The sequence below is a fragment of the Rhizobium sp. BE258 genome, from assembly GCF_031457345.1.
Classification (GTDB): Bacteria; Pseudomonadota; Alphaproteobacteria; order Rhizobiales; family Rhizobiaceae; genus Rhizobium.
The window spans coordinates 46,944-73,183 of the sequence record NZ_JAVDWL010000007.1; the positions used below are offsets into that span (position 1 = coordinate 46,944).

Below are 26,240 nucleotides of genomic sequence, written 5' to 3' on the forward strand. Positions count from 1 at the left end.
ATGAGCGGGTTTCATGAGGTGCGCTTTCCGTTGCGGCTGTCGCTTTCGACGAGCGGCGGGCCGGTGCGGCGGACCGATATCGTCAATCTGTCGAACGGCCGCGAAAGCCGCAACAGCCGCTGGCGCGATGCGCGGCGGAGCTACGATGCCGGGTCGGGCGTTCGCTCGGCCGGCGATCTCTACGAGGTGCTGGAATTTTTCGAGGCGCGGAGCGGCGAACTCTATGGCTTCCGGTTCCGCGATCCGCTCGACTGGAAATCCGGAAGGCCTGACCAGCCGGTAACGGCGCTCGACCAGATGCTGGGCACCGGCGACGGGGCGAAGGCGGCGTTTCAGCTGGTGAAGACCTATGGCGATGCGGCGGCAAGCAATGCGCGGCGGATTGCCAAGCCGGTGGCTGGCAGCGTGGCGCTCGCAGTCGATGGGGTCGTGATGGCAGGAACCACCTACCTTTGCGACGTTGCGGCGGGGATCGTGACCTTTCTGCCGGGCAGCATTCCGGCAGCCGGGGCGCGGGTGACCGCGGGCTTCGAATTCGATGTGCCGGTGCGGTTTGCGACCGGGCGGATCGACGTGAACCTGACCGCCTTCAATGCCGGGCGGATCCCGGCCATTCCGCTGACGGAGATCCTGCCATGAGGACGATCGGCACGGAACTCAGAGCGCATCTTGATGGCGACGCGACGACGGTCTGCCATGCCTGGCGCGTGACGCGCAGCGATGGCGTGGTGCTGGGCTTTACCGAGCATGACCACGACCTGACATTCGCAGGCACGGTGTTTCTGGCGGCCAGCGGCTTTTCGGCAAGTGGTACCGAGGAGAGTACAGGCTTGCCTGCGGCGACGAGCGAGGTGACCGGCGGTTTTTCGAATGCGGCGATCAGTGAGGTCGACCTGCAGCGCGGGCTTTATGATGGCGCGCGCGTCGAGGTGTTTCTGGTCAACTGGGCGATGCCGGATCAGCATCTGCTGCTGAAGGTGCAGGAGATCGGCGAAGTGACGCGCAGCGGCGGGCAGTTTCGCGCCGAGCTGCGCAGTTTCGCGCACCGGCTGAACCAGCCGCAGGGACGGCTCTATGGCCGCCGCTGCGATGCGGCGCTCGGCGATGCCAGATGCGGGATCGATGTGACGCAAAGTCAGTTCTGCCGCGAGGGTGTACTGGCTGCGGTCATCGATGCGACACGGATCTCCGTATCGGGGCTGAGCGCCTTTCCGGATGGGTTCTTTCGCTATGGGACGATTGCGTTTCTCGACGGGGAAAACGCCGGCGAACGGCTGGATATCGAGGCGCATGGCGCGGCGGGAGCCGAGGTCGAGGTGACGCTGTGGCTGCCGGTGGCGCGGGCGCCGGACGCGGGGTGCCGGGTGCTGTTGACGGCGGGTTGCGACAAGGCGTTCGGCACCTGCCGGGCCAAGTTCGCCAACCAGCGGAATTTCCGCGGCTTCCCGCATATGCCAGGCGCCGACTTTGCCTATACCTATGCGGATGGCGGCAGCATCCATGACGGGAGGGCGCTCTTCAAATGACTGCAATCAACCAACGGGCGCTTTCGGCCTCCGAGAGCTGGATCGGCACGCCCTACAGGCACCAGGCGTCTGCCAAAGGCATCGGCTGCGACTGCCTTGGCCTCATCCGCGGCATCTGGCGCGAGCTTTACGGCGTCGAGCCGGAGATGCCGCCGCCCTATGCGCGCGACTGGGCCGAGCGGAGTGGCGAGGACCGGCTGCTCGATGCAGCGCTCCGGCATTTCGGTGCGCCGGTTCCGGTGGAGGCGATGATGCCGGGCGATCTCATGCTGTTTCGCTGGCGGCCGGATGTAGCGGCCAAACATGCCGGCATCTTTGCCGGTGAGAAGAGTTTTATCCATGCCTATGAACAGGCGGAGGTTATCCGGTCGGTATTGGTGCCGAGCTGGCGGCGGCGTGTGACGGCCGTGTTCCGGTTTCCGGAGGTTGCAGCGAAACTTGAAAATTGAAGCGCATGTATGTATGTTTTGGGAGTGGTGAGCGGAGCTGTAACTCCGCCCACCCTTTGCTTATGTGTGGAATTGAACCCGGATGGCTATTGACCAGCCCGTCCGGGTTTTCCTCACACTAAGCGTGATACCGAGTGGCAAGAACCACATAGCATCACCTCCTTGATCGAGAGCAAGGCCCTTGCCGAGGCTGGAGAGGCCCGTCCTCTCCAGTGAGCCGGCTGGTATCGGCGCTTCTGCTTCTGCTCACGACTGCAGCAATCTAACACAATCATTGCGGGAAAAATCAAGTGCCGTGTAAGCGGCGCTGGCGACTCGCTGCGAGGTTTGCATGGCCACTCTCCTTCTTCAGGCGGCGGGTGCCGCGCTGGGCAGCGTTTTCGGGCCCGTGGGCGCGATCATCGGCCGAGCGGCGGGGGCGCTGGCGGGCAATGCGCTCGACCGGGCGCTAATCGGCGGCGGCCAGACGGTACGTGGTGCGCGGCTTTCGACGGCACGGATTCCGGGCGCCGACGAGGGGACGTCGATCAACCGCGTCTATGGCGCGGTGCGCATCGGCGGGACGATGATCTGGGCGACGCGTTTCGAGGAAGTGGTGACCACCGAACGGACGGGGGGCAAGTCCTCGTCGGGGCCGAAGGTCGAGACGTTCCGCTACTTCGCCAATTTCGCGGTCGGGCTCTGCGAGGGGCCGGTTGCCTGTGTCAGGCGGATATGGGCTGACGGCAAGGAACTCGACCTGACGGCGATCGAGATGCGGTTCTATTCCGGTGACGCGGAACAGCTGCCCGATCCGCTGATCGAGGCCAAGCAAGGAACGGGAATGGCACCGGCCTATCGCGGGCTCGCCTATGTCGTGTTCGAGCGATTGCCGCTCGACAGCTACGGCAACCGCATCCCGCTGATGCAGTTCGAGGTGGTGCGGGCGGTCGGAGAACTGGAGGAACAGATCCAGGCGGTCTGCATCATTCCGGGGGCGACGGAGCATGGTTACCGGACCGTGGCGGTCTCGGAAAAGACCGGTGCGGGAAGCGCCCGGCTGCTCAACCGCAACAGCCTGCAGGGGCTGACCGACTGGGACGTGTCGATCAGCGAACTGACGGCGGCCTGCCCAAACCTCAAGCGGGTGGCGCTTGTCGTCTCCTGGTTCGGAACGGACTTGCGGGCCGGCAATTGCCGTATCGTGCCGGGCGTGGAAGTGCAGGCGCGCAATGCCGAAAGCAGTCAATGGTCAGTATCGGGCGTCTCTCGGGCGCAGGCCCATCTGGTCAGCCGCCGCGACGGCGGGCCGGCCTATGGCGGGACGCCGGATGATCTGAGCGTCGTCTCGGCGATCGCCGATCTCAAAGCGCGGGGGCTGGAGGTCTATCTCTATCCGTTCGTGATGATGGATATCGAAGGCGGCAATGCGTTGCCGGATCCCTATGGCGGCAACGGCCAGGCGGCCTATCCCTGGCGCGGGCGGGTAACATGCCATCCGGCGATCGGCCAGCCGGGATCGGCGGACCGGACGGCGGCGGCGCGGGCGCAGATCGAGGCGTTCAGAGGCGCAGCGCAGCCCGGACATTTTGGTATCTCTGGGCAGCGGGTGATCTATAACGGCGGCGAGGAAAGCTACCGCCGGTTCATCCTGCATTATGCGCAGCTCGCAAAGGCGGCGGGTGGCGTTTCGGGTTTCATCATCGGCTCGGAGATGTGCGGCCTGACGCAGGTGCGCGACGAGACCGGCGCCTTTCCGTTCGTCAATGCGCTGGTGGCTCTGGCGGCCGACGTGAAAGCCCTGCTTCCGCAGGCGAAGCTGACCTATGCCGCGGATTGGAGCGAATATTCGGGCTACCGGCCGGATGACGGCAGTGGTGACGTCTGTTTCAATCTCGATCCACTCTGGGCATCAAGCGCGATCGATGCTGTCGGCATCGATAATTACATGCCGCTTTCCGATTGGCGCGACGGCGATCTGGCGGCTGCGAACCCGGACGGGATGCGGACCGCGGACGACAAGGCCGGATTGATAGCGGCGATTGCAGGCGGCGAGGGGTTCGACTGGTATTATGCCGGTGATGCCGACCGGAAGGCGCGGGTGCGAACGCCGATTGCCGACCGTCTCGCAGGCAAGCCCTGGGTCTACAGGTACAAGGATATAGAGGGCTGGTGGGCGAACCGGCACTACGACCGCACCGGCGGGCTTGAAAAGACGGCGCCGACCGGCTGGCAGGCGGGGATGAAGCCTGTCTGGTTCACCGAGCTCGGTTGTGCCGCGATCGACAAGGGCGGCAATCAGCCGAATGTCTTTGCCGATCCGAAATCGGCCGAGAGTGCGGCGCCCTATTTCTCCAGCCGGGCGCGCTCCGATGCCATGCAGCGGCGTTTTCTGGAGGCCCATCATGCCTGGTGGAGCCGTCCCGGCGCTGCGGCCGACATGGTCGATCCCGCCCATATTTTCCTGTGGTCGTGGGATGCACGGCCCTATCCGGCCTTTCCACTGGAAACGGATATCTGGAGCGATGGCGCAAACTGGCGCAGCGGTCATTGGCTCAATGGCAGGCTGGGGGCGGGGAGCCTGGCGGATGTGATGGCCGCGGTGTTTCGCGATCATGGCTTCCATGATTTCGATGTCTCGGAAGTGTCCGGTGACCTGACCGGCTATGTGCAGGGCGACATGACCTCGGCGCGCAGCCTGATCGAGCCGCTGCTGGAAGCCTTCCAGATCGACGCCTTCGAGGATGGCGGTTTGCTGCGGTTTCGCTCGAGAGCTCGGGCGAGCCTGCCTCCCACTGATATCGCCGTGCTTGCCGATATCGAGGATCGCCCGCTGTGGCAGGAAACCCGCGGACATGACAGCGATCATGCTGCCGAGGCTGTCATCACCTTCTACAATCCCGATGCCGCTTACGAGCAGGCGGGGGTGCGTTCGCACCGGGCGCAATCGGCGACGAGCCGCGTGCTGAAAAGCGATCTTCCCGCGGTGCTCGCCGAGGAAACGGCGCTGAATGCCGCCGAGGCGCTGCTGCGCGAGAACCGGATCGGCAGACGGTCGGTGCACTTTGCGCTGCCGCCTGGGGCGCTGCAGTTTCAGCCGGGTGATGTGGTGACGATCACCGATGGGCCGCCGGGGCGGTTCCTGATCGCGTCGATCGAAGACGGGGGCACGAGGGAGGTCGAGGCGCGCGAGTTTGCGCCATCGGTGGGCGCGGCACCGGCTGAGGAGGCCGGCGGCAGGAACGGCAGCGGCCAGCCATCGAGCCTGTTCGATCCGGTGGTTCAGCTGATGGATTTGCCGCGGTTCGCGGCGGGCGAGGCGGAAAGTTTTGCAAGGGCCGCGGTCTTCGCGCGTCCCTGGAAGACGGCCGGGCTGTCATCGTCGGTGACCGGGGAAGGCTATCGTGGGCGGGCGCTGATCGAGCGGCCGGCGCGGATCGGGGTGCTTGCGGCGCCGCTATCGGCCGGGGTGCCGGGGCGTTTCGACTGGTCGGTAAAAGTGGAGCTGGAGCTGCCGTTCGGGGAGCTGTCGTCGGCATCGGCGATCGCCGTGCTGAACGGGGCGAACATGCTTGCGGTGCTTTCGGGCAATGGCAGCTGGGAGGTTATGGCTTTTCAGCAGGCCGAGGAGATTGCGGCCGGGCGCTGGCGGTTGAGCGGCTTGCTGAGAGGGCTAGCGGGGTCCGAGGATGCGATGGTCACCGGAGCGGAGGCGGGTGCTTCCATTGTCGCGCTCAACGAGGCGGTGGTGCCGCTCGGACTCGGCGGCGACGAGATGGGGCTGCGGCTGAATTGGATCGTCGAGGCGTCGGGGGTATCAGGAAAGATAGGCCCCTTTGTCTTCGAGGGCGGGATGAGGGCGGAGACGCCGCTTTTTCCCGTTCATCTGCGCGCGTCGAGAGACGCGGCGGGTGCTGCGTGCTTCTCCTGGATCCGGCGCGGGCGTGTCGACGCCGATAATTGGATGGCTGCGGATATTCCCCTCGACGAACCCTTCGAGCGCTACCGGGTCGAGGTGATGAGCGGGCCAGAGGTCAAGCGACTGGTCGAGGTCTCTGCCGCGGCCTGGACCTATCCGTTGGCCGGTGAACTTGCCGATTTTGGAAGTCCGCAGGCCGAGCTGACGATCCGCGTGCGGCAGATGGGCCAGCGCATACCGCTGGGGCTTCCGGCGGTGGCAACGATGACGATGTGATTTTCAACGGAAGGAATGGTCATGGGCGATTTGAAGAACTGGTATCATTCAAAGACGATCTGGGGTGCGCTGATCGCGATCGGCGCGTCGGTTCTGCATGTGGCGGGAATCGATATCGAGGCGGGCGATCAGAGCCAGATCGCCGATTCTCTCGTCAATATTTCCGGTGCGATTGGCGGACTTTTGGCTATCTACGGACGGCTGACGGCGAATACGGCGATCCGCTGAAACGGTGTTTCGAGAAAGAGGCCGGCAGCGGCATCAAGAGCTTCTGCCGCCTCATCTTTCGGCCGTGAATATCGTTAGAGAAATACAGTCAAGAATTGTTCTAAACCTCCGTCATTACAGTGCATTCATTTGCCATTCAGGTCACGTGAGTACATAGTCGGGCCAAGTTGGAACCACGTTGGAAGCATTGCACATGGCCTCTCCTCTGAGCGTCGTAGCCTTGGCCGCAGGGCTGGCTGTATCGGCGCCCTCACCGGACGACTCCCGCACTCTCGTGGTGCGCGTCTCGGGCGATTGCAGCGCTGCCGCGCAGCAGGTCGTCGAGCAGACGGGTGGCCAGCTGCTTTCGGTTCAGCCCTCGGGCGACACCTGCATCATCACCGTGCTCGTTCAGGGCAACGGCCAGCGCCCCCGCAAGGTAACCGTCAGGGTTCCGATGTAGGCGGAATCGGCCTATGAAACTCCAGTGACACAATCGAGGTGAGAGCGGACCGATGCGCATTCTGGTAGTCGAAGACGACGTCAATCTGAACCGGCAGCTGAGCGACACGCTGAAAGAGGCGGGCTATGTCGTCGATCAGGCTTTCGACGGCGAAGAGGGACATTTCCTCGGCGACACCGAGCCCTATGACGCGATCATCCTCGATATCGGCCTTCCGGAACTGGATGGCGTCAGCGTTCTCGAAAAGTGGCGCGGTGCCGGGCGCGGCATGCCGGTGCTGATCCTGACGGCGCGCGACCGCTGGAGCGACAAGGTGGCGGGCATCGATGCCGGCGCTGACGACTACGTGACCAAGCCTTTCCACGTGGAAGAAGTGCTGGCGCGCATTCGCGCACTGATCCGCCGCGCCGCCGGGCATTCCTCCTCGGAGATCGTCTGCGGGCCTGTCCGGCTCGACACCAAGACCTCGAAGGCGGTCGTCAACGGCGTGGCGCTGAAGCTGACGTCGCATGAGTACCGGCTGCTCTCCTATCTCATGCATCACATGGGCGAGGTCGTCTCCCGCTCGGAACTGGTCGAGCATATGTATGACCAGGATTTCGATCGTGATTCCAATACGATCGAAGTCTTCGTCGGACGTCTGCGCAAGAAGATGGGCGTCGACCTGATCGAAACGGTGCGCGGTCTCGGATACCGCATTCAAGCGCCGGCCTGATGCGCATAAAGTCGCTCACCGCACGCGTTCTCTTGTTGACGACCGTATGGTCGACCGTGGCGCTTGTGGTGATCGGGCTGTTGATCTCGACGCTCTACCGCCGCAGCGCCGAGCGCGGCTTTCAGGATCTGCTGCGCGCGCAGCTCTATAACGTCATCAACTCCGTCACGATCGGCGATCAGGGCGCGCTGGCAGGCAGCCCGCAGCTCGGCGACCTGCGTTTCGCCCAGCCGCGCACCGGCTGGTACTGGGTGGTGGAGCCGCTCGGCACCTATACGGCGGCACCGCTGGTCTCGCCTTCTCTCGGCTCGGCGACGATCCCGGTTCCTTCGGTGCTCGAAGCGCCGTTCGACAAGAATTACGAACGCTACTATCAGGTGACCGATGCCAGCGGAAACCGGGTGCAGGTGGCCGAAACGGAAGTGGTGCTCGATACCGACGGGCGCGCGGCGCGCTTTCGCGTCAGCGGCAATGTCGAAGTCGTCGAAAGCGACGTCAGCAACTTTTCCCACAGTCTTTATCTGGCGCTCGCCGGCTTCGGGGTCGGCAGTTTGATCGTCAACGCACTCGCCATTCTCTTCGGCCTCAAGCCGCTGGATAAGGCGCGCGCCGCGCTGGAGCGGATCCGCGCCGGCGAGAGCGAGCAGCTGAAGGGCGATTTTCCGCGCGAGATCCTGCCGCTTGCCAATGAGGTCAATGCGCTGATCGACAGCAACCGCCGCATCGTTGAGCGCGCCCGCATGCAGGTCGGCAATCTGGCGCATTCGCTGAAGACGCCGATTGCCGTGCTGCTCAACGAGGCGCGGGTGCTGGAGCGCTCGCATGGCGAACTGGTGAAGAGCCAGGCCGAGGCGATGCAGGGGCAGGTGCAATCCTATCTCAACCGTGCCCGCATTGCCGCGCAGCGCGAAAGCGTGCTGGCGCGCACCGATGCGGAGCCTGCGCTCGAGCGGCTGGTGCGCGTCATGCGCCGCCTCAACGTCGACAAGGAATTCGAGCTTTCGGTCGCTCCGCCGCATCTGGCGGTGGCGATGGAGCAACAGGATCTGGAAGAGACGGTTGGCAATCTGCTGGAGAATGCAGCGCGTTTCGCCGTTCACAAGATCAAGCTCACGGCGGTGGAGGCTGCCGACGACGTCAAAGGCGCCGAAAGCAGCGGCCGCAAGCATTGGGTGGAACTGGTCGTCGAGGACGACGGGCCGGGTCTGGAGCCCGATCAGATGAAGGAAGCGCTGAAGCGCGGCAAGCGGCTGGACGAAAGCAAGCCGGGAACCGGGCTTGGCCTTTCGATCGTCACCGAGATCGCCAACGAGTATCAGGGCCGGCTGGAACTCTCCCGCGGTGAGGCGGGCGGTCTGCGGGCACGGCTAATTTTGCCGGGTCTTACAAAGGATGTTGCGTGAGCAATTGCTTGATGTCACAAAGACATAGGCAAGTGCATAGCATGCTTTGCCTTAAAGCCGACACGAGCACATGTGCATCTGGCGGCGTTGATTTGTTCTTTTCTGCTGGTTCGACAGAATGATGTTACGCGCGAATGCCATGATCGTCTCCTCGCTTTTGGTTGCCGTTGCGGTGAGCGGCTGCACGACAGCGAAGAGCAGCACTTCAGGCGGCATGTTCTCCCGCAAGCCCTCTGCCTCGGCGAGCTTCATCTCCGCGCTGCAGGGCGGCATTGCCGGACGCAGCGGCATAGAACTCAGCGACAGCGACAAGCAGCGGGCGCTCGAAGCCGAATACCGGGCGCTCGAGGGTGCCGCGGTCGGTCAGCCGGTCGTCTGGAGCGGCCGCAATGTCAGCGGCAAGGTCGTTGCCGCAGCGCCCTATCAGGTCGGCTCGCAGAATTGCCGCCAATACACTCACACGCTGACAGTCGATGGCAAGGATACCGCAGTGCGCGGATCGGCCTGCCGCAACAGCGACGGAAGCTGGTCGCCGCTCGGCTAGACCAACCGGCATTCAGCCCATGCTGGGCTCAAATGGCGCTTCTCCACGCTTCCGGTGCTCACGTACGTTCGCCGCAGCCTGAACTGAGTGCCGATTGGTCCTGACCGCACCAATCTTGCGGCGAAACGCCTCAAATCTTCGTCATTCCGGCTTTGCCAGTTGGAATGGCGGCGCGCTTCAAGTATTGGGCCGTTATGCTTTTCTGGATTCTTGTTGCCGCAATGACGGCGGCTGTGGCCGCGCTGCTGCTTTATCCGCTCCTGCGCGGAGCGAAGGCGCTTGACGACGGGCGCGAGGGCGCGGTTGCGGTCTATCGCGACCAGCTGCGCGAGCTCGACCGCGACCTCTCCGGCGGACTGATCACGGCCGACGAAGCGGACTACGCGCGGGCCGAGATCGGCCGGCGGCTGATCGCCGTTTCGGCGGCAGGGCCGGCCGCAGCGCCGAAGGCGGCGCGCCACCATCGTTTCAGCGAGGCGTTCATCCTTCTTCTTCTGCCGCTGACGGGGCTCTGTCTTTACGTTGCGATGGGCCGGCCTGACCTGCCATCGCAACCGCTTCAGGCCCGGCTCGAAAATCCCGGCAACGACATGGCGATCCTCGTCTCCAAGGCCGAGCGGCATCTGGCGCAGAACCCTGATGACGGCAAGGGCTGGGATGTGCTGGCGCCGATCTATTTCAACGCCATGCGTATCGACGATGCCGAGAAGGCTTATCGCAACGCCATCCGACTGCTCGGGCCCAGCGCCATCCGTCTGGATGGCCTGGCGGAAACGCTGATGGCCGGTTCGAACGGGGCTATCACCGCGGATGCGCGGCAGGCGCTTGAGCAGTCGCTGGCGCTCGAGCCCGACAATCCGCGGGCAAAGTTCTACGTGGCGCTGAGCATGGAGCAGGCCGGCCAGACCGGCGAGGCGAGGGCGGCCTTCGAGGCGATCGCCAAGGAATCGCCCGCCGACGCGCCGTGGCTGCCAATGGTCAACGATCACATCGCCAAGAATGGCGGCACGCCTGATGTCGCTGCCGCTAACAAGGCGCCGGGCGGACCGACCGCGGAAGACGTGGCGGCTGCGCAGACGATGAACGCCGGCGACCAGCAGCAGATGATCCGCGGCATGGTCGAAAGCCTGGATGCCAAGCTGAAGGCCGATCCTAACAATTTCGAGGGCTGGGTGCGGCTCGTCCGCTCTTATGCCGTATTGAACGACAAGGATCGTGCTGCCGATGCGCTGAAACGCGGGCTGGCGGTTTTTCCGGCGGATGGTGATCAAGGCAAGCAGCTGCTCGCACTGGGGCGCGAGTTGGGTGTTGCGGCAGAGGGGATGACGGAATGACGCGCAAGCAGAAGCGCCTGGCGGTGATCGGCGGCGGCATGAGTTTCATCATCGCCGCGGTGCTGCTGGTGATGTTCGCCTTCAGCCAGTCCGTTGCCTATTTCTACATGCCGGCCGATCTTGCCAAGACGCCGGTGCCGCCGGAAACGCGCATCCGTCTCGGTGGTCTGGTGGGCGAGGGCAGCGTCATCCGCGGTGTCGGCTCGACGGTCGAGTTCGCCGTGACCGACGGCAGCAATCAGCCGGTGAAGGTCAAATATACGGGCATCCTGCCCGACCTGTTCCGCGAGGGACAGGGCGTCGTCACCGAAGGCATGTTCGAGGCCGCCAGCCACGAGTTCATCGCCGATACCGTGCTCGCCAAGCATGACGAGAAATATATGCCGAAGGATGTTGCCGACCGCCTGAAATCCCAGGGGCTCTGGAAAGAGGGCGAGGGCGTGCAATGATCATCGAGATCGGCCATTACGCATTGGTGCTGGCGCTGGCGACGGCGGTCATTCTCTCGATCGTGCCGGTTATCGGCGCGCGCCGCCGCGACCAGGCGATGATGGATGTCGCGCCGCTCGGCTCGATCGTGCTTTTCGCGCTCGTCACCCTGTCCTTCGCCGTGCTGACCTATGCGCATGTGGTCTCCGACTTCTCGGTGAAGAACGTCTGGGAGAACTCGCATTCGCTGGTGCCGCTGATCTACAAATATTCGGGCGTCTGGGGCAATCACGAGGGATCGATGATGCTCTGGCTGCTGATCCTGGCGCTGTTCAGCGCCATGGTGGCGCTGTTCGGCCGCAATCTGCCAGATACGCTGCGCGCCAATGTCTTGTCGGTGCAGGCCTGGATCTCGGTTGCCTTCATCCTTTTCATTCTGCTGACGTCCAATCCGTTCACCCGGCTCGATCCGGCACCGGCGGAGGGGCGTGACCTGAACCCGGTGCTGCAGGATATCGGGCTGGCGATCCATCCGCCGATGCTCTACCTCGGCTATGTCGGTTTCTCTGTCTGCTTCTCCTTTGCGGTCGCGGCGCTGATGGAAGGGCGGATCGATGCCGCCTGGGCGCGCTGGGTGCGCCCCTGGACGCTGGCCGCCTGGACCTTCCTGACGCTCGGCATCGCCATGGGCTCCTACTGGGCCTATTACGAGCTCGGCTGGGGCGGCTGGTGGTTCTGGGATCCGGTCGAGAACGCCTCCTTCATGCCCTGGCTGGCAGGGACAGCATTGCTGCATTCGGCGCTGGTCATGGAGAAGCGCGAGGCGCTGAAGATTTGGACCGTGCTGCTCGCGATCCTCACCTTCTCGCTGTCGCTGATGGGCACCTTTCTGGTGCGCTCGGGCGTGCTGACCTCGGTCCATGCCTTTGCCAGCGACCCGAGCCGCGGTGTCTTCATTCTCTGCATCCTGATGATCTTCATAGGCGGGGCGCTGTCGCTGTTTGCCTTCCGCGCACCGCTTCTGTCTGCGGGCGGTCTCTTCGCGCCGGTGTCGCGCGAAGGCGCGCTGGTGCTGAACAACCTGATCCTGACGGTGGCCTGCGGCACGGTGCTGACGGGCACGCTCTATCCGCTGCTCCTGGAAACGCTGACCGGCGACAAGATCTCCGTCGGTCCGCCGTTCTTCAACATGACCTTCGGGCTGCTGATGATTCCGCTCTTGCTGGTGGTGCCCTTCGGGCCGCTGCTGGCGTGGAAGCGCGGCGATCTGCTCGGCGTGCTGCAGCGGATCTATGTGGTGGCGGGCCTCGCCTTCGCTGCGGCGGTGATCTTCTTTTACATCGAGCATGGCGGGCCGGTTCTCTCCGTACTCGGCCTTGCGGCAGGTCTCTTCCTGGTATTCGGGGCTGCGGCTGATCTCTGGTATCGCGCCGGTATCGGCAAGGTGGCGGCCAGTGTTGCCTGGCGCAGGCTCTCCGGACTGCCACGCTCGGCCTTCGGTACGGCGCTCGCCCATGCGGGTCTCGGGATTACCGTGCTTGGCATTGTGGCGGTCTCGACCTTTGCGACCGAGCACGTGCTGGAGATGAAGCCCGGCGAAACCACCGATGCCGGCGGCTACACGCTGCATTTCGACGGCATGCAGCCGGCGAACGGGCCGAACTACAAGGAAGACCGCGGGCATTTCAGCATCCGCCGAGGTGGCGTTGAAGTTGCCGATGTCTGGTCGGCCAAGCGCGTCTATGTCGCCCAGCAGATGCCGACGACGGAGGCCGGGATCGTGACCTTCGGGCTCAGCCAACTCTATGTCTCGCTGGGCGATCCCACCAATGATGGTGGGATTGTCGTGCGCATCTGGTGGAAGCCGTTCATTCTCTGCATCTGGGGCGGGGCGCTTGTGATGTCGCTCGGCGGGTTCGTATCGCTCAGCGACCGGCGGCTGCGGGTTGGTGCTCCCCGGCGGAAAGCAAAGGCCGCGAAGCCGTCTGCTCCGGCGATGGAGCCTGCGGAATGAAGGGTTTACGGAGCTTCCCTTCTCCCCGGCGGGGAGAAGATGCCCGAAGGGCAGATGAGGGGGACGAGCAGCGAAGCTGTGAGGCCTTCGAGCATCAGCGAGAAGCAATCACGGGCGCCCGTGGCCCCCTCATCCGCCCTGACGGGCACCTTCTCCCCGAGGGGAGAAGGGGAGTGTGGCCAGTGCTGCGGCTTTTCCTTCTGCTTGCTGCTTTCCTGGCGCCGCTCCCCGCCTTCGCCGTGAACCCCGACGAGGTGCTCGCCGATCCCGCGATGGAGACGCGCGCGCGGACGCTGTCGGCGGAATTGCGGTGCATGGTTTGCCAGAACCAGTCGATCGACGATTCCAATGCCGAGCTGGCCAAGGATCTCCGGCTTCTGGTGCGCGAGCGCATCAAGGATGGCGACAGTGACGAGCAGGTGTTGAACTACATCGTCTCGCGCTACGGCGAATTCGTGCTGCTGAAGCCACGGTTCAGTATCCGCACAGTGTTGCTGTGGGGTGCGCCTGTGGTGCTGATCCTGGCGGGCGGCATCTCGATGCTGGTCTTTGCGCGCCGCAGGGTGGGCAAGCCGACGGGGAGCCGGCTGACGGATGACGAGCAGGCGAAGCTTGACGAGTTGCTGAGCAAGTAGCTTAGGGGCAGCTGCGAGGCGATATCCGGCGGGCCTTGGACAAAAAGTCGCGGACGGTCACAATCCCGACATTACAAATTTTTCATTGGCCGGACAGTTCGCAGTAAGGTCCCGCATCCTATATCTTCATCCATCAGCCGATCCCGACCGGGGGCCGGACCGACTAAATGATGAAGAGAAGGTGCCTATAATGTTCAAGACTCCCTCCCTTGCCACTGCGCTGAAGGCCTCGACCGTCGCAGGTCTCGCCGCCGCCGTGCTTGCCACTGGCGTGCCGCTTGAGATCACCCGTTCCTATGCCGAAGCCGTCAATGTTCAGGCGCCGGCCGTGCCGAGCTTTGCCAATGTCGTCGACGCCGTTTCGCCGGCCGTCGTTTCCGTCCGCGTCGAATCCCGCATCAAGCCGGCTTCCGACGACGGCAATGGTTTTTCCTTTGACTTCAATGGGCGCGGTTTCGACGACCTGCCTGACGATCATCCGCTGAAGCGCTTCTTCAAGCAGTTCGGCGAACAGGGTCCGAATGGCGGCGAGGGCCAGGATGGCCAGCAGCGTCCGCCGCGCCACTTCGGTGAGCGTGGTCCGGGCCCGGGCGGCCCTGGTGGTCCCGGCCGTCTGCGTCCGGTTGCCCAGGGCTCCGGCTTCTTCATCTCCGAAGACGGCTATATCGTTACCAACAACCACGTCGTTTCCGACGGCTCGGCTTTTGTCGCTGTCATGAACGACGGCACCGAGCTTGATGCCAAGCTGATCGGCAAGGATCCGCGCACCGACCTCGCCGTGCTGAAGGTCGACGGCAAGGGCAAGAAGTTCACCTATGTGAACTGGGCCGATGACAATAATGTCCGCGTCGGCGACTGGGTGGTCGCTGTCGGCAATCCGTTCGGCCTCGGCGGCACGGTGACTGCCGGTATCGTTTCGGCCCGCGGCCGCGACATCGGTTCCGGCCCTTATGACGACTATCTCCAGGTGGACGCTGCAGTGAACCGCGGCAACTCGGGTGGCCCGACCTTCAACCTCAACGGTCAGGTCGTCGGCATCAACACCGCCATCTTCTCGCCGTCGGGCGGCAGCGTCGGCATCGCCTTCGCCATTCCGGCCTCGACCGCCAAGGACGTCGTTGCCGACCTGATGAAGGACGGTACGGTTTCGCGCGGCTATCTCGGCGTGCAGATCCAGCCGGTGACCAAGGACATCGCCGACTCGCTCGGCCTTTCCGAAGCCAACGGTGCGCTCGTCGTTTCCGCTCAGGACGGCACCCCTGGCCAGAAGGCCGGCATGAAGGCTGGCGACGTCGTCACCGCCGTCAATGGCGAAACGGTCAAGGATGCCCGCGACCTCAGCCGCCGCATCGGCGCGATGCAGCCGGGCAAGAAGGTCGAAGTATCGATCTGGCGCGATGGCAAGGCACAGTCTCTGACCGTCGAGCTTGGCACGCTGCCGGCCGACCAAAAGGACGCTTCGACCGACGACAGCGATCAGCCGCAGGAGCCGCAGGCACCGGCGTCCGAGAAGGCACTTGCCGATCTCGGCTTGACGGTTGGCCCTGCCGATGACGGCAAGGGCCTGCAGATCACCAATATTGACCCGAACTCCGACGCTGCCGACAAGGGCATCAAGGCGGGCGAGAAGATTACCTCGGTGAACAACCAGGACATCACGTCTGCCGACGACGTCGTCAAGGTTCTGAACCAGGCGAAGAAGGACGGCCGCACCCGGGCGCTCTTCCAGATCCAGTCGAAGGACGGCAGCCGCTTCGTCGCCCTTCCGATCAATAGCCAAGGCTGATCCCCCACAGCCTTGACCGGCGCATCCCCATGATGCGCCCGAGACGGGAGCCGCGCACCAGCCCGCGCGGCTCCCTTCCACTCCATCCCTAGGTGGCCGCGATGACCCAAGCGCAACAGGAAGACGTATTGAGCCTTGCCGAAACGAAACCGGCAGGTAATGTCAGCCGCATGAAGATTCTGATTATCGAGGATGACCTCGAAGCTGCGGTTTACCTGACAAAAGCCTTTCGTGAGGCGGGGATCGTTGTCGACCATGCGAGCGACGGCGAGAGTGGCCTGTTCATGGGCTCGGAAAACACCTACGACGTCATCGTCATCGACCGTATGCTGCCGCGCCGCGACGGGCTTTCCGTCATCAGCGAGCTCCGCCGCAAGGCGATCCACACCCCGGTTCTCATTCTCTCCGCTCTCGGCCAGGTCGACGATCGCGTCACCGGTCTTCGCGCCGGCGGCGACGACTATCTGCCGAAGCCCTATGCCTTCAGCGAGCTGCTCGCCCGCGTCGAGGTTCTCGGCCGCCGCAAGGGCACTCCGGAGCAGGATGTCGTCTACCGCGTCGGCGATCTGGAGCTCGACCGGCTCTCCCACGAAGTGCGCCGTGGCGGCAAGGAAATCCCGTTGCAGCCGCGCGAGTTCCGCCTGCTCGAATATCTGATGAAGAATGCCGGTCAGGTCGTGACCCGCACGATGCTTCTCGAAAACGTCTGGGATTACCATTTCGATCCGCAGACCAACGTCATCGACGTGCATGTCTCGCGACTGCGCTCGAAGATCGAGAAGGATTTCAGCCAGCCGCTGCTGAAGACGATCCGCGGGGCGGGTTACATGATCAAGGACGAAGGATGAACCGTTTCTGGTTTCTCTTCCGCTCTACCGCAGTCCGCCTTTCGGCTCTTTACATCCTGCTCTTCGCCATCTGCGCCGCGACGCTCGTCATCTATGTGACGGCGATGTCGCAGCGTCTGCTGACGGGCCAGATCCGCGAGGCGGTGCAGCAGGAGGTCGATCAGGTCAAGCGCGCTTACGACACTGGCGGCATCAACGCGCTGCTGCGCTCGATGGAGCGCCGCTCGCGCCAGCCGGGCGCCAATCTCTACATCATTGCCGGCCCTTCGGGCGATATCCTGGCGGGTAACGTTGCCTCGGTGCAGCCTGGCGTCTTCGAGGAGACGGGCTGGACCTCGGTGCCGTTCTTCTACCAGCGCTATGCTGAAAGCGGCCTCGATCGGCGGCATATGGCGATCGCCAATATCTTCGTGCTCGACAATGGGCTGCGTATTCTCGTTGGCCGCGACCTTGGCGAACCGGAGCGATTCCGGGTGCTGGTGCGCCAGGCGCTGATGGTGGCGCTGGCGATCATGGGCCTGGGCGCGCTGATCATCTGGTTCGGCATCGGCCGCAATGCCCTGAAGCGCATCGATCGCATGTCGGGCGCCAGCAAGAAGATCATGGCGGGCGATCTCTCTCAACGTCTGCCGGTCGGTGGCTCCGGCGACGAATTCGACCGTCTCTCGGTGTCGCTGAACACCATGCTGGAGCGTATCGAGAAGCTGAACGAGGGGCTGCGGCAGGTCTCCGACAACATCGCCCACGACCTGAAGACGCCGCTGACGCGGCTGCGCAACAAGGCAGCCGACGCGCTGGATACCGATGACGCGGAACAGCGCCGGATCGGGCTGGAAGGCATCATTTCCGAATCCGATCAGCTGATCCGCACCTTCAATGCGCTGCTGATGATTTCCCGCGTCGAGGCAGGATCGGCGGCTGCGGAAATGTCGACGATCGAGATTTCGGCCATCGTCGCCGACTGTGCCGAACTCTACGAGCCTGTTGCTGATGAGGCGGGGTTGACGCTGACCGCCGAGGTCGAGCCCGGTATTTCGATACAGGGCAATCGCGAGCTGATCGGCCAGGCGCTGTTCAATCTCATCGACAACGCGATCAAATATTCCGTCGATTGCGACGGCCATGGCCAGATTGTTATCAAGCTGGCGCGCCGGACGGATGCGATCTGCCTTTCGGTTGCCGACCATGGCGTCGGCGTTCCCGCCGACAAGCGCGAAGCCGTTATCAAGCGTTTCGTGCGGCTCGACGAAAGCCGGTCGAAGCCGGGGACGGGGCTTGGGCTTTCGCTGGTCGAGGCGGTGATGGAGCTGCATGGCGGGACGCTGGAGCTCTCCGACACCAATCCCGGCAAGGAAGAGGGCCGCGGCCTGACCGTGACGATGAGCTTCCCGGCAAAACCTGCCTGAGCCAAACGCTCCTCAGACTATGCGCCGTTAAACGTATTGGCTCCTGACGCATGTGGCCCTAGGTTAAGGGCATACGGCAAAACGCGATTCCGGCGTGGCGCTGCCGGGAGGTGGGATGCTGAAGAAATCGACACATCTGTTGAAAGACGCTGCAGGCGTGGCGTTGAAGCCGCTCAACCAGTCCGAACTGAAGCTGGCGATGACCGATCTAGCCGAGATCGGCCGCGAGCAGCCGGCCGTCGCCGCGATGCTGAAGGCCGGTGGTCCGCTCTGCGATTTCATCGCCGCCGCCTTCACGCTGTCGCCCTATCTCCGGGACGCCGCCAATATCGACAACGACATCCTGGCCGCGGCGATCTCCGCACCGCTGGAGCCGCAGATCGAGGCGCTGATCAAAGAGGCGCGCGATAGCTGGCAGGCGGAGGAGGGTGTGTTTCCGGCGGAATCCGCGGTGATGACCCGGCTGCGGCGGATCAAGCGCAAGGTGGCCTTCCTGGTGGCGCTTGCCGATCTCGCCCGGATATTCGACGGCCGCCAGACGACGGCGTGGCTGAGTGCTCTGGCCGAAGCATCGGTTGCTGCGGCGATAGATCATCTGCTGATGTCGGCGCATGAGAGCGGCAAGCTTGTGATCAAGGACGCAGGCAAGCCGAGCGAGGGCTCGGGCCTGATCGTGCTCGGCATGGGCAAACTGGGCGCCTCCGAACTCAACTATTCCTCGGATATCGACCTCGTCGTGTTCTTCGACGAACAGGCGGGCATCGTGCCCGATCCTGATGATGCGATCGAGATATTTCCGCGGCTGATGCGGCGGCTGGTGCGCATCCTGCAGGAGCGCACTGCCGACGGCTATGTGTTCCGCACCGATCTGAGGCTCCGGCCGGATCCGGGATCGACGCCGCTGGCAATCTCCTTCGATGCGGCGATGATTTATTACGAGGGCAGGGGGCAGAACTGGGAGCGGGCGGCCTTCATCAAGGCGAAGCCGGTCGCTGGCGACCTTGCGGCTGGCGAGGATTTTCTGCGCGGCCTGGTGCCATTCGTCTTCCGCAAATATCTCGACTATGCGGCGATCGCCGACATTCATTCGATCAAGCGGCAGATCCACGCGCACAAGGGCCACGGGGCGATTGCCGTCAAAGGGCACAACGTCAAGCTGGGGCGTGGCGGTATCCGCGAGATCGAGTTCTTTGCGCAGACGCAGCAGCTGATCGCCGGCGGGCGCATGCCGGTGCTGCGCAGCCGCGGCACCGAGGAGACGCTGGCCGAACTGACCAAGGCCAAGTGGATCGATGCGGAGACCCGCGACGAGCTCACGGATGCTTACTGGTTCCTGCGCGATGTCGAGCACCGCATCCAGATGGTGCGAGACGAGCAGACGCATCTGCTGCCGGAGACCGAAGCCGACCTGAAACGCATCGCCTTCATGATGGGCTTCAGCGAGACGTCGAGTTTTTCGGAAAAGCTGGTCGAGGTGCTGAGAACCGTCGAGCGGCGCTATGCGCGGCTGTTCGAACAGGAAAACAAGCTTTCGACCGACACCGGCAATCTTGTCTTTACCGGCCAGAACGACGATCCGGATACGCTTGAGACGCTGAAGAAGATGGGCTTCCAGCGCCCCTCGGATATTTCGCGCATCATCCGCACCTGGCACTATGGCCGCTACAGGGCGACGCAATCGGTCGAGGCGCGCGAGCGGCTGACGGAATTGACGCCGCAACTCCTGCGGGTCTTCGGCGAGAGCAAGAGGGCGGACGAGGCGCTGCTGCGATTCGACAGCTTCATTTCGGGTCTGCCTTCAGGCATCCAGCTTTTCTCGCTGCTCGGCAGCAATCCGGCGCTGCTTTCGCTGATCGTCAACATCATGTCGTCGGCGCCGAAGCTTGCCGAAGTGATCGCCGCCAAGCCGCATGTCTTCGACGGCATGCTCGATCCCGGCCTGATGGCGGAACTGCCGACGCGCGAATATCTCGGCGAGCGCCTGAAGGCGTCTCTGGTGCAGGCGCGCTATTATGAAGAATTGCTCGACCGGCTGCGCATCTTTGCCGCCGAGCAACGCTTCCTGATCGGTATCCGGCTGCTGACGGGCGCCATCAATGGCGCGATGGCGGCGCGGGCCTTTACCCATCTTGCCGACCTTATCATCGAAGCGGCGCTCGACGGCGTTCTGAAAGAGGTCGAGGCGGCGCATGGGCGCTTCCCGGGCGGCAAGGTGGCCGTTGCCGGCATGGGCAAGCTCGGCAGTTTCGAGCTGACGGCGGGGTCCGACATCGATCTGATCCTGCTTTACGACTACGACGACACGGCTGGCGAATCCGATGGCGAGAAGCCGCTCGATGCCGTTCGCTACTTCACTCGCATCACCCAGCGCCTGATCGCCGCCTTCTCTGCACCAACAGCAGAGGGCATTCTCTACGAGGTCGACATGCGGCTTCGCCCCTCCGGTAATAAGGGGCCGGTGGCGACGCGGATCAATTCCTTCGAGAAATACCAGCGCGAGGAAGCCTGGACCTGGGAGCACATGGCGCTCAGCCGGGCGCGGCTGATCTGCGGCGATGCGAGCTTAACGGAAGCTGCCGAGCGGATCATTTCCGATGTGCTGTCGCAGAAGCGCGATACGGCCAAGGTGGCGCGCGATGTCGGCGAGATGCGCGAGCTGATCGACAAGGAGAAGGCGCCGGAGAACGGCTGGGACCTGAAGCTCATCCCCGGCGGCGTCATCGATATCGAGTTCATCGCGCAATATATGGCGCTGGTTGCGCCTGCCAAAGGTGATGCCGTAAAGGTCAACGGGCTGAATACCGGCGAGGCGCTGAAGGCGCTTGGCGGCAGGCTGATGGCGCCTGCCGATCTCGACATCTGCCTTGAGGCTTTCAACCTCTACACCGAGCTCTCACAGCTGATCCGCCTCTGCATCGACGGGCTGTTCGATCCGAAGGAAGCCCCATCGGGGCTGGTCGAGCTCGTCTGCCGGGCCGGCGACTGCCCCGATATCAAGACGCTGGAAAGCGAAGTGAAGCGGCTGTCGAAGGCGGGGCGCAAGATTTTCCAGGCGGTGTTGAAGGCCTAGCGGATCACATCGGGAATGCGGAAGGTGATGGCGGTGCCGCGGCCCTCGCGCGATCGGATGCGCATGTTGCCGCCATGCAGCGCCGCCAGCGAGCGGGAGATCGCCAGGCCGAGGCCCGAGCCACCCTTGCTCTTGGCATACTGGCTCTGCACCTGCTCGAAGGGCTGGCCGATTTTCGACAGCGCCTTGCGCGGAATGCCGATGCCGGTATCGGCGATGGTGATCACCACGCCCTTGGCATCGCGGCGGGTGCGCAGTGCGATACGGCCGCCGTCGTTGGTGAACTTCACGGCGTTGGAGAGCAGGTTGAGCATGATCTGCTTCATGGCGCGGCGGTCGGCCGTCAGCGTCATGCCATCGCAGAGACGCTGCTCGATGACGATGTTCTTTTCAGCGGCCGGGATGGCCGTGAAGCGCAGGCTTTCCTCGATCAGCGGCGCAAGATCGATCGTCTCGCGATGCAGCTTCATGTGGCCGGCTTCGATCTTCGACATGTCCAGGATATCGTTGATGACATTCAGCAGGTGCTTGCCGCTGTCGTGGATATCGCGGGCATATTCGTCATACTTCAGCGAGCCGAGCGGGCCGAACATCTGGTCCTGCAGGATTTCGGAGAAGCCGAGGATGGCGTTAAGCGGCGTGCGCAGCTCATGCGACATGTTGGCGAGGAATTCAGACTTGGCCTTGTTGGCGGCCTCGGCACGTTCCTTTTCGGCGAGATAGTTGGCGTTGGCGACAGAGAGCGCGGCCTTCTGGTCTTCGAGCGTGGCGCGGTAGGACTTGAGGTCGCCGATTGTCGCGACGTGGCGGCGCTCGGAGTCGCGCAGACGTTCCTGGTTGCGCTTCAGAAGCGTGATGTCGGTGCCGACGGAGACCATTCCGCCGTCGCGGGTGCGGCGCTCGTTGATCTGCAGCCAGCGCTCGTCGGCAAGCTGGACTTCGGCGGTGCGCGAGTGGCCGGCGCCATGCGGATCGACCATGCGGCGCTCGATCACCGGGCGGGCGGCGGCGGCGTTGACGACGCTGCGCTCGGTGCCGGGCACGAGCACGCTGTCAGGAAGACCGTAGGCCTGCTGGAAATGGGCGTTGCACATCACCAGACGGTCGTTCTTGTCCCAGAGCACGAAGGCTTCCGAGGTGCACTCGATGGCGTCTGCGAGGCGTTGGTCGGCTTCGGCATAGCGCTGGGCGAGGCGGTGCTGCTCGGTGACGTCCATGGCGATGCCGATCATGTGCATGCGGCCGGAATTGCTGCGGATCATCTGGGCGCGGGCGCGCATCCAGACATAGTGACCGGCGGCGTGGCGCATGCGGAAGATCTGGTCGACCTGGCCGGACGTGCCCTTGGCAATCGAACGGGCGATCTCGTGCAGGCCGCCATCCTCGGGGTGCATCAGGCGGGCGGCCTCGTTGAAGGACATCGTCTTGTCGGAGCCGGGCAGGCCGAGCATGTCGTACATCGAACGCGACCAGAAGAATTCGCGGTTCTCGAAATCGAAATCCCAAAGACCGCAACGGCCGCGGGACAATGCTGTTTCGACGCGCTGGTTGGATTCGACGAAGATATCGTCGGCATCGCGGGCGCGCTTCACCTGCATGTAATAGGCATAGAGGATGACGAGCAGGATCGAAGAGATGCCGGCAAACAGCGTGACGTTGAGCGTCAGCTCTTCGCGCCAGAGCTTGCCGATCTGGTCAAGCGATGTGGCGGCGATGATATAGCCGCCGGACGAGCCGACGAGGCTGATCTCGGCATAGTGGGGGTCGCCGCTGATCGTCGTTTCGATGACACCAGCGCGGTCGCCGAAGCGGCGGATCGCCGAGACTTCGGGGAAGAAGTCGCCGACATCGGAGCCGACATAGGAAACGCCTGCCGCCGAGGCTGCAAAGACCTTGCCGCTCGACTGGACCAAGAGGATGAAGGAGCCGCTGTCGAGCCGGTCCTGGGGAAGAAACTTCGAAAGCCGCGCCTGCACTTCGGCGCCGTTACCAGCATCGAACAGGTCGTTGGCGTCGGAAAAGACGGCTGCAGCAGCGGCGGCCGAAAGCGATGTCGCATGACGGGCGGCGGCGCCCATCCGCGAATATTCCGACATCATCCCGAAGATGTGCGAGGCGGCGACAACGGACAGAAAGGCGACGATCAGCGCCGGAATGGCACGCTTCAAGATGGTTTCGACCTGTGGAAGACGCGGTGCGCCGGCTTGGCGCGCAATCGGACGAGGGCTTCGGGTGGCTTGCGGCCATGCCCGGAGCGAACCCAAATCGACACGCAGCCGTCCTTGGGCCGCAGTTGCCCGCCGCACGTTCATCATCGTGATAACCTTGATCCCTCGTGTGATTCGATGCGCCGCTCGCTCGAACCTGACTCAATGAATCATTCCTGATTCGCCGTGTCCAGAGGCAAAGGTAAAAATCTGTTAACTATTTATAAGTGCTGATTTTTTGGTGAGTCTGGCGAGGTCCGGGCGCAAGCGGCCGGACATCGCCTTCGCAAATCACCCCTTGAGCGTCCGCTCGACGATATCGCGTACGTCGCTCGAAAGACCAGGCGCGCGTTCGATCTCCATCAGAGCCGAACGGGCGAAATCGGCCCGCGCTGGCTCCAGTGAGCGCCAGGAGCGCATCGATGTGAGGATGCGGGCAGCCAGCTGCGGATTGCGCTGGTCGATATCGAGAATCTCGCCGGCGAGGAAGCGATAGCCCTCGCCATCGGCACGGCCGAAGCCGGTCGGATTGGTGAAGGCGAAGGTGCCGATCAGCGACCGTACCCGGTTCGGGTTGGTGCGCTTGAAGAGCGGGCTGTCCATAAGCTTCTTGACGCGGTCGAGCGTTGCCGCACCCGGGATCGTCGCCTGGACTGAAAACCACTTGTCGACGACGAGGGCATTCTCTTCAAAGCGGTCGCGGAAGGCCGACAGGGCGCTGACGGCCTCGGCGCTGTCAGGGAAGCGATGCGCCAGGAGTGTAAGGGCGTGCAACTGCTCGGTCATGTTGTTGGCGGAGTCGAAGGCTGCCTTGGCACGAACCGGCGTGTTCTCTGCGTAGGAGAGATAGGTGAGGGCCGCGTTGCGCAGCGCGCGCCGTCCGGCACTCGCGGCATCCGGGCTGAAGGCGCCCGATGTCGTCATCGTCTCGAAGAGGTTTGCAAAGATCGCGGCACCCTGTTCGGCGATCTGCTTCATCACCGCCTGACGGCCGGCATGGATTGCGTCGGGATCGTTGTTGCCGCCGAGCTCGCGGGCGATATCGGCTTCGCTCGGAAGCGCCAGCGCCTGGGCGCGGAAGGCGGGCTCCAGCGTTTCGTCGGAGGCGGCTGCGAGCAGGGCGTCGACAAAGGTCTGTTCGCAGGCCACCGCCTTGCCGTCACGGGCGTCGCGGGCGGCTTTGAGGAGGTTTGGCAAGGCCAGATCGGTCAGCGCCTGCCAGCGGGCGAAATGATCGGTCTCGTGGCGGGCGAGCAGTGCGAGATCGGCCGGGGCCTGATCGAAATGCAGGTTGATCGGCGCTGAGAAGCTGCGGTTGATCGACACGACCGGGCGCGAGGCGATGCCATGGAAGACGGCGGTCTGCGTCTTGCCGGTCAGGTGCAGCACCTCGTTGGCATATTCGGCGCCTTCGACCGACTTCGGCTTGATCGCCTTGCCGCTTTCGGCAAACAGCGCCAGGCTGAGCGGGATATGCATCGGCTTCTTGTCGGCCTGGCCGGGCGTTGCAGGAACCACTTGTTCGAGCTGCAGCGTGAAGGTCTTGGCCTTGGCGTCATAGGTGCCCGAGGCGGTGACGAGCGGCGTGCCGGCCTGATGGTACCAGAGCGAGAACTGCGTGAGATCGCGGCCGCTGGCGTCCTCGAAGCACTTGACGAAATCCTCGATCGTTACCGCTTCGCCGTCATGACGCTTGAAATAGGTATCCATGCCCTTCTTGAAGAGCTTCTTGCCGAGCAGCGTCGCGATCATGCGCGTGACTTCGCTGCCCTTCTCATAGACAGTCGTCGTGTAGAAGTTGTTGATTTCGCGGTACTTCGTCGGCCGAACGGGGTGCGCCAGGGGGCCGCTGTCTTCCGGGAACTGCTCGGACTTCAGGTGGCGCACTTCGGCGATGCGCTTGACCGGGCGGGAGCGCTGATCCGAGGAGAACTCGTGATCGCGATAAACCGTCAGGCCTTCTTTCAGGCAGAGCTGGAACCAGTCGCGGCAGGTGATGCGGTTGCCGGTCCAGTTGTGGAAATATTCGTGCGCGATGATAGCCTCGATATTGGCGTAGTCGGCATCGGTCGCGTTCTCGGGGTCGGCAAGGACGTATTTGTCGTTGAAGACGTTGAGGCCCTTGTTCTCCATGGCGCCCATGTTGAAGTCGGAGACGGCGACGATCATGAAAATATCGAGATCGTATTCGCGGCCGAAGACCTCTTCGTCCCACTTCATCGAGCGCTTCAGCGCATCCATGGCGTAAGCCGCGCGCGGCTCCTTGCCATGCTCGACATAGATCTTCAGCGCGACGTCGCGGCCGGTTTTCGTCGTAAACGTGTCTTCGATGATGCCGAGATCGCCGGCAACCAGCGCGAAGAGATAGCTCGGCTTCGGATGCGGATCGAACCAGGCGGCAAAATGCTTGCCTTCGCCATAACCGGCGCCGCCCAGGAAATTGCCATTTGACAGCAGCAACGGGTTGGCGGCCTTCTCGGCAATGATGTTGACCGTGTAGGGCGCCAGAACGTCGGGACGATCCGGAAAATAGGTGATGCGGCGGAAGCCTTCGGCCTCGCACTGCGTGCAGTAGATGCCGCCGGTGCGGTAGAGGCCCATCAGCTGGGTATTTTCGGAAGGATTGATGATCGTGGTGATCGTCAGTTCGAAAGGTTCGGTGGCCGGGAGATCGCGAACCGTGAGACCATCCGGCGTCGCAGAATATTGCGCCGCGGGCATCTCAATCTGGTCGAACAGCAGGCCGGACAGGGAAAGTTCGTCGCCGTCAAGGATCAGCGGTGCCTTCGGATCGGCGCCTTCGCGCCGGTGGAAGATCAGCCGCGACTCGACCTTGGTCTCCGTCGGGTCGAGTTCGAAGGTCAGGTCCACGCGCTCAAGCACGAAATCGGTGGGCCGGTAGTCTGCCAGGTTAATGACCTGGCCTGTGTCTGTACGCATAAGTGTTCCCTGAAGACCTTTAACGATATGACCGTGACAGGAACGGAATCCCCGCCGTAAATTTTGGGGGCGATGATTACATTAAAGTCT

At 63.5% G+C, this 26,240-nt stretch carries 19 protein-coding genes; 17 read left to right on the forward strand and 2 right to left on the reverse strand.

What is annotated here, in order from left to right; translation table 11 throughout:
• The 17 genes from J2X43_RS22840 to J2X43_RS22920 all read left to right on the forward strand — a co-directional run bounded on the left by J2X43_RS22840 (nt 1) and on the right by J2X43_RS22920 (nt 21,003).
• Nucleotides 1–639, forward strand: coding sequence for a DUF2460 domain-containing protein (locus tag J2X43_RS22840; RefSeq protein WP_310297756.1), 639 nt, complete (start codon nt 1–3; stop codon nt 637–639).
• Nucleotides 636–1,526, forward strand: a complete 891-nt coding sequence (locus tag J2X43_RS22845) for a DUF2163 domain-containing protein (protein ID WP_310297759.1) — start codon at nt 636–638, stop codon at nt 1,524–1,526. Before J2X43_RS22840 ends, J2X43_RS22845 begins: the two co-directional genes overlap by 4 nt.
• A complete protein-coding gene (locus tag J2X43_RS22850; protein ID WP_310297762.1) occupies nt 1,523–1,975 on the forward strand; it encodes an NlpC/P60 family protein in 453 nt (150 codons plus the stop codon). Before J2X43_RS22845 ends, J2X43_RS22850 begins: the two co-directional genes overlap by 4 nt.
• 331 nt (nt 1,976–2,306) lie before the next feature.
• On the forward strand, nt 2,307–6,149 hold the full coding sequence (locus J2X43_RS22855; RefSeq protein ID WP_310297765.1) for a glycoside hydrolase/phage tail family protein: 3,843 nt from the start codon (nt 2,307–2,309) through the stop codon (nt 6,147–6,149).
• Nucleotides 6,150–6,170: 21 nt separating this feature from the next.
• Nucleotides 6,171–6,377, forward strand: a complete 207-nt coding sequence (locus tag J2X43_RS22860) for a hypothetical protein (protein ID WP_310297768.1) — start codon at nt 6,171–6,173, stop codon at nt 6,375–6,377.
• 193 nt (nt 6,378–6,570) lie between these two features.
• A complete protein-coding gene (locus J2X43_RS22865) occupies nt 6,571–6,819 on the forward strand; it encodes a hypothetical protein (RefSeq protein WP_112390722.1) in 249 nt (82 codons plus the stop codon).
• Between the two features lie 52 nt (nt 6,820–6,871).
• On the forward strand, nt 6,872–7,534 hold the full coding sequence (locus J2X43_RS22870; protein ID WP_112390723.1) for a response regulator transcription factor: 663 nt from the start codon (nt 6,872–6,874) through the stop codon (nt 7,532–7,534).
• Nucleotides 7,534–8,937 (forward strand): HAMP domain-containing sensor histidine kinase, encoded by a 1,404-nt coding sequence (locus J2X43_RS22875; protein WP_112390724.1) that lies wholly within the window; start codon nt 7,534–7,536, stop codon nt 8,935–8,937. Before J2X43_RS22870 ends, J2X43_RS22875 begins: the two co-directional genes overlap by 1 nt.
• A 118-nt stretch (nt 8,938–9,055) precedes the next feature.
• Nucleotides 9,056–9,481, forward strand: a complete 426-nt coding sequence (locus J2X43_RS22880) for a hypothetical protein (protein WP_310297775.1) — start codon at nt 9,056–9,058, stop codon at nt 9,479–9,481.
• Between the two features lie 194 nt (nt 9,482–9,675).
• A complete protein-coding gene (gene ccmI / locus J2X43_RS22885; protein WP_310297778.1) occupies nt 9,676–10,815 on the forward strand; it encodes a c-type cytochrome biogenesis protein CcmI in 1,140 nt (379 codons plus the stop codon).
• Entirely contained in the window at nt 10,812–11,264 is a 453-nt protein-coding gene (ccmE, locus tag J2X43_RS22890) for a cytochrome c maturation protein CcmE (RefSeq protein WP_310297781.1), read from the forward strand. Before ccmI ends, ccmE begins: the two co-directional genes overlap by 4 nt.
• Entirely contained in the window at nt 11,261–13,258 is a 1,998-nt protein-coding gene (locus tag J2X43_RS22895; protein ID WP_310297783.1) for a heme lyase CcmF/NrfE family subunit, read from the forward strand. The genes ccmE and J2X43_RS22895 overlap by 4 nt, the downstream gene beginning before the upstream one ends.
• A gap of 182 nt (nt 13,259–13,440) precedes the next feature.
• Nucleotides 13,441–13,893, forward strand: coding sequence for a cytochrome c-type biogenesis protein (locus tag J2X43_RS22900; RefSeq protein WP_310297785.1), 453 nt, complete (start codon nt 13,441–13,443; stop codon nt 13,891–13,893).
• Between the two features lie 190 nt (nt 13,894–14,083).
• A complete protein-coding gene (locus tag J2X43_RS22905) occupies nt 14,084–15,679 on the forward strand; it encodes a Do family serine endopeptidase (protein WP_112390728.1) in 1,596 nt (531 codons plus the stop codon).
• A 101-nt stretch (nt 15,680–15,780) separates the two neighbouring features.
• A complete protein-coding gene (locus tag J2X43_RS22910) occupies nt 15,781–16,527 on the forward strand; it encodes a response regulator transcription factor (protein ID WP_112390729.1) in 747 nt (248 codons plus the stop codon).
• The gene (locus J2X43_RS22915; RefSeq protein WP_310297788.1) at nt 16,524–17,933 is read left to right on the forward strand and encodes a HAMP domain-containing sensor histidine kinase; all 1,410 of its coding nucleotides are present in this window, start codon (nt 16,524–16,526) and stop codon (nt 17,931–17,933) included. The genes J2X43_RS22910 and J2X43_RS22915 overlap by 4 nt, the downstream gene beginning before the upstream one ends.
• 115 nt (nt 17,934–18,048) lie before the next feature.
• Entirely contained in the window at nt 18,049–21,003 is a 2,955-nt protein-coding gene (locus J2X43_RS22920; RefSeq protein WP_310297790.1) for a bifunctional [glutamine synthetase] adenylyltransferase/[glutamine synthetase]-adenylyl-L-tyrosine phosphorylase, read from the forward strand.
• On the opposite strand, the gene J2X43_RS22925 is transcribed toward J2X43_RS22920, so the two are convergent.
• Together J2X43_RS22925 and pepN are read right to left on the reverse strand one after the other, a co-directional pair.
• Nucleotides 21,000–23,318 carry a PAS domain-containing sensor histidine kinase gene (locus tag J2X43_RS22925; RefSeq protein WP_310297793.1) on the reverse strand — a complete coding sequence of 773 codons (2,319 nt, stop codon included), beginning with the start codon at nt 23,316–23,318 and terminating at the stop codon, nt 21,000–21,002. The genes J2X43_RS22920 and J2X43_RS22925 overlap by 4 nt on opposite strands.
• Nucleotides 23,319–23,501: 183 nt before the next feature.
• Nucleotides 23,502–26,150 (reverse strand): aminopeptidase N, encoded by a 2,649-nt coding sequence (pepN, locus tag J2X43_RS22930; protein ID WP_310297795.1) that lies wholly within the window; start codon nt 26,148–26,150, stop codon nt 23,502–23,504.
• Nucleotides 26,151–26,240 lie beyond the last annotated feature (90 nt).

Bases quoted from the DNA above. Each gene is read 5' to 3' on its own strand.
- J2X43_RS22860 (WP_310297768.1), top strand. From the start codon at position 6,171: ATGGGCGATTTGAAGAACTGGTATCATTCAAAGACGATCTGGGGTGCG.
- J2X43_RS22895 (WP_310297783.1), top strand. From the start codon at position 11,261: ATGATCATCGAGATCGGCCATTACGCATTGGTGCTGGCGCTGGCGACG.
- J2X43_RS22855 (WP_310297765.1), top strand. From the start codon at position 2,307: ATGGCCACTCTCCTTCTTCAGGCGGCGGGTGCCGCGCTGGGCAGCGTT.
- pepN (WP_310297795.1), bottom strand. From the start codon at position 26,150: ATGCGTACAGACACAGGCCAGGTCATTAACCTGGCAGACTACCGGCCC.
- J2X43_RS22870 (WP_112390723.1), top strand. From the start codon at position 6,872: ATGCGCATTCTGGTAGTCGAAGACGACGTCAATCTGAACCGGCAGCTG.
- J2X43_RS22915 (WP_310297788.1), top strand. From the start codon at position 16,524: ATGAACCGTTTCTGGTTTCTCTTCCGCTCTACCGCAGTCCGCCTTTCG.
- J2X43_RS22875 (WP_112390724.1), top strand. From the start codon at position 7,534: ATGCGCATAAAGTCGCTCACCGCACGCGTTCTCTTGTTGACGACCGTA.
- J2X43_RS22865 (WP_112390722.1), top strand. From the start codon at position 6,571: ATGGCCTCTCCTCTGAGCGTCGTAGCCTTGGCCGCAGGGCTGGCTGTA.
- J2X43_RS22880 (WP_310297775.1), top strand. From the start codon at position 9,056: ATGATGTTACGCGCGAATGCCATGATCGTCTCCTCGCTTTTGGTTGCC.
- J2X43_RS22905 (WP_112390728.1), top strand. From the start codon at position 14,084: ATGTTCAAGACTCCCTCCCTTGCCACTGCGCTGAAGGCCTCGACCGTC.
- J2X43_RS22920 (WP_310297790.1), top strand. From the start codon at position 18,049: ATGCTGAAGAAATCGACACATCTGTTGAAAGACGCTGCAGGCGTGGCG.
- J2X43_RS22840 (WP_310297756.1), top strand. From the start codon at position 1: ATGAGCGGGTTTCATGAGGTGCGCTTTCCGTTGCGGCTGTCGCTTTCG.
- J2X43_RS22910 (WP_112390729.1), top strand. From the start codon at position 15,781: ATGACCCAAGCGCAACAGGAAGACGTATTGAGCCTTGCCGAAACGAAA.
- ccmI (WP_310297778.1), top strand. From the start codon at position 9,676: ATGCTTTTCTGGATTCTTGTTGCCGCAATGACGGCGGCTGTGGCCGCG.
- J2X43_RS22850 (WP_310297762.1), top strand. From the start codon at position 1,523: ATGACTGCAATCAACCAACGGGCGCTTTCGGCCTCCGAGAGCTGGATC.
- J2X43_RS22845 (WP_310297759.1), top strand. From the start codon at position 636: ATGAGGACGATCGGCACGGAACTCAGAGCGCATCTTGATGGCGACGCG.
- ccmE (WP_310297781.1), top strand. From the start codon at position 10,812: ATGACGCGCAAGCAGAAGCGCCTGGCGGTGATCGGCGGCGGCATGAGT.
- J2X43_RS22925 (WP_310297793.1), bottom strand. From the start codon at position 23,318: ATGATGAACGTGCGGCGGGCAACTGCGGCCCAAGGACGGCTGCGTGTC.